The organism is Chryseobacterium sp. VD8 (assembly GCF_037149975.1).
Classification (GTDB): domain Bacteria; phylum Bacteroidota; class Bacteroidia; order Flavobacteriales; family Weeksellaceae; genus Chryseobacterium; species Chryseobacterium indicum.
Genome location: NZ_JBBCQL010000214.1, coordinates 1 through 7,969, shown reverse-complemented (window position 1 = coordinate 7,969; position 7,969 = coordinate 1). Strand labels below are relative to the sequence as shown.

The window sequence follows — 7,969 nt, the reverse complement described above, 5'->3', positions numbered from 1 at the left end:
GTACAGGAGACGAAACAAATAAAGAATTAACGAAAAATTTGTCTTTGTACTCAGGTTTTGCAATTTCCACATTTCCCTGCTGGGTAATGGAAACCATTTCTACATTATCCAAACGATGGGATTGCCTCGCTAGTTCGTCAATTAAGTAATTCGGAGTACAGGCGCTTCCGTGAAAAAATACACGGTTTCCGCTTTTAATGGTATAAATAGCTTCTTCTGCGCTGATGTAATTTTGCATATTGAAATTTTTTATGAATTTTTCTTAGTCTTAAAGATAGTTCATATTGTTTTTACTTAGTCTTATTATTCGAAGATTTTTATCATGTTTTAATTAAATTGATTCAAAAAAAAGGACTGAAATATTAATATTCAGTCCTCAATATATTTTGATAATAATTTCAGTGATAAAAGCCGGAAGCCAGTCGCCAGAAGCTTTATTACTCCTGAGAACGGTCTTCAAGATGGTTGCCTTCGCTTTCCAGCCATGAAGTTTTGTAAGAAGGATCTTCCACTTTTAAAGCTTCTTCCGTAATTTTCAAAGGTCTGAAAGGATCTACCATTACAGCATATTCTTCCGTGAATTTTTTACCGATGCTTCTTTCCATAGCTCCCGGATGCGGTCCGTGAACAATTCCTCCAGGGTGAAGCGTGAAATCCATTAAATCGATATGGTTTCGGCTCATGAAATCGCCTTCCGTATAAAATAAAACCTCATCCGAATCAATATTCGAGTGATTATAAGGAGCCGGAATGGCTTGTGGATGATAATCGTACATTCTTGCACAGAACGAGCAGACTACGAAATTATGGGCTTCAAAAGTCTGGTGAACCGGAGGCGGTTGATGAATTCTTCCCGTAATCGGCTCAAAGTTTTTGATATTGAACTTGTAAGGATAAAAATAACCGTCCTATCCCACAACATCAAAAGGATGTGTTGCGTAGATGAAGTCTGTAATCTGGTTTTCTTTTTTTACTTTAATTAAAAATTCTCCCTTTTCGTCTTTCGGTTCCACAAAAGTAGGAGTGATGATGTCTCTTTCGCAGAAAGGAGAATGTTCCAATAATTGTCCGAATTCATTTCTGTATCTTTTCGGAGTGTAGATTGGAGAATGGCTTTCCAAAATGAAGAAAACCGTATCATCAGAATGCAGTTCCACCTGATAAATCGTTCCTCTCGGAATAATTAAATAGTCCCCCACAGAAAATTCAAGATTTCCCACAAAAGTTTTTAAGATTCCGTTTCCGCTGTGAGCGTATAAAAGCTCATCGCACTCAGCATTTTTATAGAAATAATCCATAGATTTTCTTGGCTTCGACAGTCCCATTTTCAGGTCGTTGTTTACCATTAAGAACTTGCGGCTGTCCATAAAATCGTCTTCGGGAGTTACGTTCATTCCCTTAAACATTCTTGGCGTTACATTTTTTTCAACAGCAATTTTCGGGGCTACATCTTTCGGTTCACCGATGGATTTTATCTGTGTCGGACGGTGAATATGGTACAATAACGAAGAAATTCCATGAAAACCTTCCGTCCCGAAAAGCTGTTCATAGTAAAATTTATCTTCAGGAGATTTGAAAATCGTGTGTCTTTTTTGGGGAATATTTCCCGACTGATGATATCTCATTTTACTTTTATATGTTGATTCTCAAATTTAACACTTTTTCATGAATTCAATTTAATAATATTTTTCAGTTGAGTTTTGTGATTAAAAAATAATTGTTAGCTTTGTCTAACAATTATAATTTCATGAGGCGAATATTATTTTCTGCAATCTTCTTTTCTGGGTTCTGCTTTTCACAGGAAACGGACAGTCTGGCTTTGAATGGGTCGAAAGAGCAGGATTCTGCAAAAGTTTTAAATCCAAAAATCAAAACAAGAGATATTGATGATGTGGTGATTACAGGAACGATAAAACCAATCAGCAAATCAAAAAGTCCTGTAAATGTTGAAATTTATTCGCAGAAATTTTTTCAGAAAAACCCGACGCCGAGCATTTTTGAAGCCATTTCCATGGTGAATGGAGTAAAACCTCAGTTAAATTGTTCCGTCTGCAATACGGGAGATATTCACATCAACGGACTGGAAGGTCCTTATACGATGATTTTGATTGACGGAATGCCGATTGTCAGTTCGCTGTCCACCGTTTACGGACTGAGCGGAATTCCGAATAGTCTGGTTGACAGGATTGAGGTAGTAAAAGGTCCTGCTTCCTCTATTTATGGCTCCGAAGCAATGGGCGGTGTCATCAATATCATTACTAAAAATGCTTTGACTGCACCCAAATTAAGTGTTGATCTCATGACGACAACCTGGAGTGAAAATAATGTAGACCTTTCCACGAAATTTAATTTGGGAAAGAATGTCGCTTCGCTGTTGAGCATGAATTATTTCAACTATACAAAAAGATTCGATTTTAATAAAGATAATTTTATAGATGGAGCTTTGCAGAACAGGATTTCAGTTTTTAACAAATGGAATTTCCGTAGGAAGGAAAACCGATTGGCGAGTTTTGCTCTGAGATATTTATATGAAGACCGTTTTGGCGGAGAAATGCAGTGGAATAGATCTTATCGGGGGAGCAATGAGGTATATGGAGAAAGTATTTATACGAATAGGGTAGAAGCTTTCGGGGTCTATCAATGGCCTTTGAAAGAAAATATTATGACCCAGTTATCCTATAATTTTCATGACCAGAATTCTTTTTACGGCGATAATCCTTTTCTGGCGAATCAGAAAGTGGCTTTTACCCAGACATATTGGGATAAAAAATTCGGAAACCACGATTTGATTCTTGGGGTTACGTTTAAAAAGACATACTATGATGACAATACGCCGGGAACATTGTCTGTGGACGCATTAACCAACGAACCGATGAGGTCGCCGATTGTTGGAGCTTTTATTCAGGATCAGTGGGAAATTAATGAGAAAAATACGTTGCTGCTGGGGTACAGATTGGATTATGACAAAATTCATCATGCTGTACATTCGCCCCGCTTTGCATGGAAATTTTCGCCGAATCCTTATCATACTGTACGATTCAATTTCGGAACAGGTTTCCGTGTGGTGAATTTGTTTACCGAAGATCACGCTGCATTAACGGGTTCGCGTGAAGTGGTGATTCAGTCGAATTTAAAGCCGGAAAAATCCATCAATGGAAATGTAAATTACGTTTGGAAAATTCCTGCTGGAGATCAGTTGATTAATTTGGATGCTTCTGCATTTTATACGTATTTCAGCAACAAAATTGTCGGCGGTTTCGATTCTGATCCTGCGAAAATTATTTATGATAATCTTCAGGGGTACGGAATTTCGAGAGGAGCTTCTTTAAATCTGGATTATACCTTTGATTTTCCTTTGAGTGTTAATCTGGGAGTGACGTATCTGGATGTTTATCAGAAGTTTGATGGGGAAAATGAAAAATCGCAGCAGCTTCATGCCCCGAAATGGAGCGGGACTTATAATCTGAGTTATAAGTTCAAAAATAATCTGACAGTGGATTTTACAGGACAGTTTTACGGACCGATGCGGCTGCCGGTTTTACCGAATGATTACCGACCGGAGTATTCTCCCTTGTATACTTTGGCGAATATTCAGGTTTCGAAGAGTTTTAAATCCGGATTTGAAGTGTATTGCGGAATTAAAAACTTGTTCAATTTTACTCCGAAAGATCCGTTGATGCGGCCTTTTGATCCGTTTGATAAAAATGTAAATGATCCGGTAAGCAATCCTTATCATTATACTTTTGATACGACGTACGGATATGCGCCGATGCAGAAAATAAGAGGTTTTTTGGGGGTGAAATATACTTTAAAATAGTTGTGAATTTTTAACGCAAAGATTTTTCTAATGAACAAGAATATTTTTAGAAATCAAAAGCAAATAAATTTGCTTCACGAAGCGTAAAGAAAAGCTTCATCAAATCAACCTGTTGATCCATCTTTGCTCACTTATATGAAATAGAAAAAATTAAAACTTTGCGTTTAAAAGATTTTTATAAGAAAAAACATATATAAAATGAAAAGCCTAACGATATTTTTATTTTTAATGTTGGTGCCGTGTTTTTGTCTTTCGCAGATGAAAACCGGCACTTTTTCGGATTTGGAAATTCAGCAGAAGGAAGATCCGAAACCCATCATTATTCATCTTTATACCGATTGGTGCGGCGTCTGTAAAATCGAGAAATTCAATTTAAATAAGGATAAAGAACTGGTTGAACTCATCAATCAGCATTTCTATATTATCAATTTTGAAACTGAAAAAACAAAAGAGAACATCAGTTTTTTAGGAAAAGAATATCATTATCTGCCTAACGGAAACTCGGGAATTCATGAGCTGGCTCTGGCTTTATCAAAAAATAAAAGTCAGCCGGTTTATCCTGTGTGGATTATTCTGGATAAATATGGAAATTTGATTGGATATTATGAAGGGTTATTTAAACCTGCGGGATTAAAGAAGAAGCTCAAAGAGGTTTTGAACAAATGATTTTGTTTAGCAGATTGATTGGAACTTGTAGATTTCTACGGTACGCTTCGGCTCCGCTCAGCGTACGAAAGGTTACCAACACAAATATTTTATTAGAGAGGAAATAAGGAGTCTTCTTACCGTACGCTTCGGCTCCGCTCAGCATACGAAAGGTCACCAATACAAATATTCCTCATTTATTTTAATAGAGAGGAAATTTTTACTTCAAAATGATGAAGTGTATAAAATCGGCGGTAGGGGTTTTTATTTTAAAATCACTGCAGCAATCGCCAAAATTGCAGGTAACGCCTGAACAAAAAAGATTTTCTTTGTTGCTGAAATGGCACCGTAAATTCCGGCAACGGCAACGCATCCTAAGAAAAATAAAGCGATATTCGTCTGCCATTTCGGATCTTCAATGAAGAATGACCAGATGAGTCCGGCTGCAAGAAAACCATTGTATAGTCCCTGATTGGCGGCTAAACCTTTGGTCGGTTTAAACATTTCGGGAGGCAAGGCTGCTTTGAAAACTTCTTTTCCTTTGGTTTCCCAGGCAAACATTTCCATCCAGAGAATATAAAGGTGTTCGAGGGCAACAGCGGCGATGAGTATTTTAGCTACAATTTCCATAATTTACGTTTTTGTTTTGTAAAACTAAAAAAATAAAGTTAAGTTTGGTTATACAATTTTCAAAAAAAATGGAAACTTTCAGGCAGCATTTGGAAAAATTTATTCAGGTAACCGATGATGAATTTTCTTCCATTCTTTCATTTTTTCAGCCGATGGATAGTAAGAAAAAACAGAATCTGATGACCGAAGGAGAAATCTGCCGGTCGATGTATTTCGTGGTAAAAGGCTGTCTGAGAAAATTTTTCATCAGTGAAAAAGGAGTGGAGCAGACTACGGAATTTGCAATTGAAAACTGGTGGATCACCGATACTTTTGCGTACGAAAGACAGGGGGTCTCCAACTTTTCCATCCAGTCGGTTGAGAAATCACACATTTTAAAAATTGATTTAAAAGATCAGGAAGAGTTGCTGAAAAAGCATCCCGTTATGGAGCGCTATTTCAGGATGATCTATCAGAGAGCGTATGCCGCTTCAGAAAGACGCATCCGTTATCTTTACGAATTTTCCAGGGAAGAACTGTATGTGCATTTCAGTACCCAATATCCGTGGTTTATTCAGAGAATTCCGCAATATTTAGTGGCTTCTTTTTTAGGTTTTACTCCGGAATATTTAAGCGAAATCAGAGCGAAATTACGTTCTTAAACCAGTTTAAGATTTTTACAGACTTCAAACCGGAACTTTGTCTCAGAAATTTAAACCAAAATATTATGAGTGCAAGATTCAACTGGACAACCGTTCATCCTGCTGCATACAAAGCGGGAATAGGCATGGAAACTTCTCTTCAGAACAGCTTTTTAAGTCCGATTCAGAAAGAATTAATCAAAATCAGAGCTTCGCAGATCAACGGATGTGCTTTCTGTCTGGATATGCATACGAAAGATGCGTTGAAGTACGGCGAAACACCGCAAAGAATTTTCCTTCTGAATGCGTGGAGAGATGCAAAAGAACTGTATACCGAGGAAGAGCAGGTTATTCTGATGATTGCGGAAGAAATTACGTTAATCAGTGAGAAAGGATTAACCGAAGAAACCTATCAGAAGGCAAAAGAACTTTTTGATGAAACCCAGATTTCAGATATCATTATGGCAGGTATTGTCATTAATATGTGGAACAGAATTGCAATTTCTACCCATATGCCGATTGGGAAATAGATTTTTAATACAAAAGGTAAACACAAAAGAGCTTTCCATATCTGAAAAGCTCTTTTCATTATTAAGTCTGTTTAAACTTTTTATTTAACCGCAAAAGTCAAAAAAGATCAACTTAACTTTTATTTAAAGTTGGTGATTATAAATAAAAAAGGTCACAATAGTTTTTAAAAATCTTTGATTTTTATTCTTTTGAGCACTTTGATTATTCTGGAAATTCGCTTTATCATTATCTTTTGTGCCTTTTGCGGTTTATTCTGAAATTTGTTTAAACTATTCTGTTTATTTTTTCAATTCCTTTAGAATTTCTTCGCCTACACTTTTCGCAGACTGAGGATTCTGTCCGGTAATTACCCTCTGGTCGCTCACTGCGTGAACCTGCCAAAGTCCGGATTTCTCAAATTTTGCACCTCTTTCTTTCAGCTTATCTTCCAGAAGGAAAGGAACCACATTGGTTAATTTCACTTCAGCTTCTTCTTCGTTGGTGAAAGAATTGATCTTTTTACCGTCAACCAGATATTTTCCGTTATTCAGTCTGATGTTGACCAAACCTGCCGGACCGTGGCAGACTGCTGCAACCACACCGCCGTTTTCATAAATTTGAGAAGCGATGGAAGCCAGTTCGGTGTTGTCTGCAAAATCCCACATCGCACCATGACCTCCCGCATAAAATATTGCTTTATAGTCTTCAGGATTCACTTCCGATGGTTTCATGGAATGATCGATCTTGTTCTTATACTTTTCGTTTTCCCAGAATTCTTTATTTACAGGATCTTTCAGATCAAATCCGTCTACCGGAGAAGTACCGCCTTTCGGACTTACAAAATCTATTTCATATCCTGCTTTGTGAAGAACTTCCCATGGATGAGCCACTTCCCCCAGATAATATCCTGTTTTTTCACCGGTGTCGCCTTTTGTCCCATGACTGGTAATGACGAATAAAATTTTCTTTTCCATATTTTTAAACTTTTTGGTTTGTGCCTGCATAAATCCTGCCATAAAGATGGCAAGGACGAGTAATGTTAATTTTTTCATGCTGATATTTACTGTTAAATAGACTGTTGAAATTCAGTTATTTAATAGTATTTTAAATTATTTCTGTTAAATAAATCTGTGGTTTTTCCTGAAGCTTTTCATCCACCAGTTCGCCGAAAGCTTTGATGTAAGGCTGCTCGTTATGTTTTGCTAAACCTTCACTGCTTTTCCAGATTTCATAAAATACAAACTGGTTTTTATCTTCGATTCCCTGGTGAAGCGTATAAAGTTCGTTGGCTTCCTCTTTCACGGTCTCTTTTACCATATTCTGAAGAACTTCCAGAACTTCGGCTCTGTATTCTTCTTTTGCTTTAATAACGGCTGTTAAATAAATCTTCATTACGCCAGCTGAGGTTTTAATTCTTTTTCAAAAACTTCGGTAAGATGCTCTCTGTACAGTTTCATATCTCTTTCTACATCTGCATTTTTTTCGACATCATGAAAGTGGAAACTTTCTAATTTTTCTAGAGAAACGAAAGCATTCATCCGGTGGAATCCAAATAACGGTCCATTGTCTACACTGGTTTCATTAAAAAATTCTCCCGGTAGCGTAAATGCGGTTGCAGGCGCGTTCCAGCTTGTAGTTACCATATATTTTCTTCCGCCAAGCATTCCTCCCGTTCCGTAATTGATCTTTGGATTATCGGCGCTTCTTCCGTCGCTCATATAAATTCCTTTGGCGTGTCCTGCGGTGA

General features: G+C 37.2%; 8 protein-coding genes and 2 pseudogenes. 4 read left to right on the top strand and 6 right to left on the bottom strand.

What is annotated here, in order from left to right:
* Positions 1-238, bottom strand: a pseudogene (locus WFK35_RS18225) (4-hydroxybutyrate CoA-transferase); the annotation flags it as partial.
* A 199-nt stretch (positions 239-437) separates the two neighbouring features.
* Positions 438-1,625: pseudogene (locus tag WFK35_RS18220) on the bottom strand (homogentisate 1,2-dioxygenase).
* Positions 1,626-1,747: 122 nt separating this feature from the next.
* Here WFK35_RS18220 and WFK35_RS18215 point away from each other — a divergent pair.
* Together WFK35_RS18215 and WFK35_RS18210 are read left to right on the top strand one after the other, a co-directional pair.
* Positions 1,748-3,817 (top strand): TonB-dependent receptor plug domain-containing protein, encoded by a 2,070-nt coding sequence (locus tag WFK35_RS18215; RefSeq protein WP_336733769.1) that lies wholly within the window; start codon positions 1,748-1,750, stop codon positions 3,815-3,817.
* Positions 3,818-4,015: 198 nt separating this feature from the next.
* Positions 4,016-4,483 (top strand): thioredoxin family protein, encoded by a 468-nt coding sequence (locus WFK35_RS18210; RefSeq protein WP_336733768.1) that lies wholly within the window; start codon positions 4,016-4,018, stop codon positions 4,481-4,483.
* Positions 4,484-4,726: 243 nt separating this feature from the next.
* On the opposite strand, the gene WFK35_RS18205 is transcribed toward WFK35_RS18210, so the two are convergent.
* Positions 4,727-5,092: a DUF1304 domain-containing protein gene (locus WFK35_RS18205; protein ID WP_336733767.1), complete on the bottom strand. Its 366-nt coding sequence runs from the start codon at positions 5,090-5,092 to the stop codon at positions 4,727-4,729.
* 68 nt (positions 5,093-5,160) lie between these two features.
* Between WFK35_RS18205 and WFK35_RS18200 the strand changes: the two genes are divergently transcribed.
* Both WFK35_RS18200 and WFK35_RS18195 read left to right on the top strand, forming a co-directional pair.
* Complete coding sequence (locus WFK35_RS18200) at positions 5,161-5,733, top strand: Crp/Fnr family transcriptional regulator (protein WP_336733766.1); 573 nt, start codon at positions 5,161-5,163, stop codon at positions 5,731-5,733.
* A gap of 65 nt (positions 5,734-5,798) precedes the next feature.
* Positions 5,799-6,242, top strand: a complete 444-nt coding sequence (locus WFK35_RS18195; protein WP_214588781.1) for a carboxymuconolactone decarboxylase family protein — start codon at positions 5,799-5,801, stop codon at positions 6,240-6,242.
* A 279-nt stretch (positions 6,243-6,521) separates the two neighbouring features.
* Here the strand turns inward: WFK35_RS18195 and WFK35_RS18190 are convergent, their stop codons facing one another.
* The 3 genes from WFK35_RS18190 to WFK35_RS18180 all read right to left on the bottom strand — a co-directional run.
* Positions 6,522-7,274: a type 1 glutamine amidotransferase domain-containing protein gene (locus WFK35_RS18190; RefSeq protein ID WP_336733765.1), complete on the bottom strand. Its 753-nt coding sequence runs from the start codon at positions 7,272-7,274 to the stop codon at positions 6,522-6,524.
* A 52-nt stretch (positions 7,275-7,326) separates the two neighbouring features.
* Positions 7,327-7,614, bottom strand: a complete 288-nt coding sequence (locus WFK35_RS18185; protein ID WP_336733764.1) for a putative quinol monooxygenase — start codon at positions 7,612-7,614, stop codon at positions 7,327-7,329.
* The coding region (locus WFK35_RS18180; protein ID WP_336733763.1) for an NAD(P)H-dependent oxidoreductase at positions 7,614-7,969 on the bottom strand (356 nt) is incomplete at its 5' end. The genes WFK35_RS18180 and WFK35_RS18185, both read right to left, overlap by 1 nt.

Coding starts and splice junctions, on each gene's coding strand:
- WFK35_RS18215 (WP_336733769.1), top strand. CDS start 1,748: ATGAGGCGAATATTATTTTCTGCAATCTTCTTTTCTGGGTTCTGCTTT.
- WFK35_RS18210 (WP_336733768.1), top strand. CDS start 4,016: ATGAAAAGCCTAACGATATTTTTATTTTTAATGTTGGTGCCGTGTTTT.
- WFK35_RS18205 (WP_336733767.1), bottom strand. CDS start 5,092: ATGGAAATTGTAGCTAAAATACTCATCGCCGCTGTTGCCCTCGAACAC.
- WFK35_RS18200 (WP_336733766.1), top strand. CDS start 5,161: ATGGAAACTTTCAGGCAGCATTTGGAAAAATTTATTCAGGTAACCGAT.
- WFK35_RS18195 (WP_214588781.1), top strand. CDS start 5,799: ATGAGTGCAAGATTCAACTGGACAACCGTTCATCCTGCTGCATACAAA.
- WFK35_RS18190 (WP_336733765.1), bottom strand. CDS start 7,274: ATGAAAAAATTAACATTACTCGTCCTTGCCATCTTTATGGCAGGATTT.
- WFK35_RS18185 (WP_336733764.1), bottom strand. CDS start 7,614: ATGAAGATTTATTTAACAGCCGTTATTAAAGCAAAAGAAGAATACAGA.